Genomic DNA, 2014 nt, shown 5'->3' with positions numbered 1-2014 from the left:
GCAGTTCGTGATACACAACAAGCGTTCAGGTATATCGCCAGAGAAGATCGACTTCGTAGCGGCTAAGCACGACCCGCCGACCATAAAATGAAGCCACATTGCCTGTGCTACTCTGCGCCATAACGCCTGCAATAAGGTGTGCCCCACCGAACTAGCAAAGCACACTGAACTCCGTACCAAAACCGCCGAGTGTAACGCATCACCTTGATTGCTTTGTTATATTGCCTATTGATGCACTACATGAAAGCGCTCTAAAACGAGCACCATGCTTTCAGTTGGTTCAATATTTAGTTCTTCGCATACTGTTGTAAAAAAATCCCAGTGAGCATTTCGCCACCATTTTAATGAACGGTCACCCTCACCTTCTGAGTAAGCAAATTCAGCAGAAACATCAGAATATTTGCACTCTTCAACTGATTCAATTTCAATAATACATGCTGGCTTGCCACTCCAATCGGTGACAACTTGTAAATGACCAACACTTGGAAGAGGTTCATCTTCAATGTCATAGCAACATTTCAGGCTACAAGTCGCAGTCTTTTGACCAATACGAATTAATTCAGCACATAAATTAGCATTATGCTCATCACCACAAAAGTAGTCAGAACTAAATGATTGATACTTTTTACGCTCAGAATCACTTAGTGACTCAAGATACTGAACTAAATAAATTTTTGATTGTTCTTCCATGATTTCCACTTACTTATTTTTGCAATATAACGCCTAGGATAAGGTGCGCCACGATGAACTCACCAAATCCACTGAATTTCATACCAAAAATGCCGAGTGTAATGCGTCACCTTGATACTTTTGTTATGCATTCCCTTCCGCAAACACTGTCATAATTTGGCAGTAAATCTGTTCGCTCATGCTGTCTCTACGATCTACTTCCAACAATCTCGAACTATCTGGCTTACGTTTACTATCAACGACTTTAAGCGAGCATGACTTTCACACATTCCGAATGGCATGCCTGATTGGCTGCAAATGCGACTATGCTAATTGCTAAAGGAAACTTCGTTTCTGAATCAGCGGAACAAACAGGGTATTCAACGAAAGCCTGAAGAACTGAATTCAAAGAAAACAAAGTTACAACCAACCCGTATTACTCGACACTTATTGGCAGCCTTTCAATGAACGAATGGCCGGAGAAACATGGCAATGCGCGATGCTGTTACGAACACAACCCAAATCAGCTCTGAATGCATAACGCCTAGGATAAGGTGCGCCACGATAAACTCACCAAATCCACTGAATTTCATACCAAAAATGCCGAGTGTAATGCGTCACCTTGATACTTTTGTTATGCAACTCTATCAATTTACGCTGCCTTAGCTTGGCCAAATATCTGTCCAGGCATGATGTCTTCTAGCTGAAACCGCAACAAATCCTGACTTGAAGATCCCGGAAGACAATCCACAACTTTAAGCCAGCAGGACTTTCTCACATTCCTGATGCCAAACCAGATTGGCTGCCCTGCGATGAAGCTGAAAGCCAAAGGGATCGCAGCTTTCTGAAACCGCGGAACACAAAGGGGGTTAAACGAAAGCCTGACGGTTCGTACTCAAAGACAACAACTGAGCTTCCAACTAGCTTATCCCCGATGCCAAACGGCAGCCGCTTGATGATCGAATGGCCTGAGAGATTTTGGTATTTAGCGATAAAGTTACAACACAAACAATACATTGCTCTAGGTGCATAACGCTGAGCACATGGGCAGCTAGACCCATGAACCAAAATTTAAATACCGTAATCACAAAACTCAATTCAAACCAAAACTGCCGAGTAATAGCTGTCCCATGGTGCGTTTTGTTAGGGCAATTTTGGCGGGTATCCATCTCCCAGCGCCGACGGTGGTTGTAGGATCATTCTCTCAGCAGAACCATTATTCATGAATCGAAAGTCAGCTTGGCAATGAATCTCTTGTGACTAACAGCGTGAACCGGTGCCACGAGTATCTTTAACGTGCTGAGAAGCCGAATCGAGCGTACTGCGGACTAAGACCGACAACATC

General features: G+C 43.5%; 1 protein-coding gene. It reads right to left on the bottom strand.

Going from position 1 to position 2014, the window contains the following annotated elements; genetic code table 11:
* Positions 1–225 precede the first annotated feature (225 nt).
* Entirely contained in the window at positions 226–690 is a 465-nt protein-coding gene (locus tag C9I89_RS22125) for an ASCH domain-containing protein (protein WP_107285487.1), read from the bottom strand.
* Positions 691–2014: the final 1324 nt, after the last annotated feature.

Source organism: Photobacterium lipolyticum, from assembly GCF_003026475.1.
GTDB classification, from domain to species: domain Bacteria; phylum Pseudomonadota; class Gammaproteobacteria; order Enterobacterales; family Vibrionaceae; genus Photobacterium; species Photobacterium lipolyticum.
The sequence above is the reverse complement of the archived record's forward strand: the minus strand, read 5'-3'. Positions and strand labels throughout refer to the sequence as shown.